The following is a 302-nucleotide window of genomic DNA, read 5'->3' on the forward strand; positions in this document are numbered from 1 at the left end:
AGCGGCGCGATGCGGATCACCGCGTCATAGCCTTCGTCCACCACATCGGCAATACGATCGGACAGCGTCAGGTCGACCTGCACTTCGGGATAGGTGCGCAGATACGACGCCAGCATCGGCACCAGACCTGTCTCTTATACACATCTCCGAGCCCACGAGACATGGCGCCTGATCGCGGATGCCGTCTTCTGCTTGAAAAGGGGGGGGGGGGGGGGGGGGGGGGGGGGGGGGGGGGGGGGGGGGGGGGGGGGGGGGGGGGGGGGGGGGGGGGGGGGGGGGGGGGGGGGGGGGGGGGGGGGGGG

Annotated in this window: 1 pseudogene; it reads right to left on the bottom strand. The window is 73.2% G+C overall.

Annotation, left to right across the window (positions count from 1 at the left end):
* Positions 1-116: pseudogene (locus JHD73_RS28755) on the bottom strand (LysR family transcriptional regulator); the annotation flags it as partial.
* Positions 117-302 lie beyond the last annotated feature (186 nt).

This window comes from Ralstonia sp. ASV6 (genome assembly GCF_016429285.1).
In the GTDB taxonomy this organism is placed as follows: Bacteria; Pseudomonadota; Gammaproteobacteria; order Burkholderiales; family Burkholderiaceae; genus Ralstonia; species Ralstonia flaminis.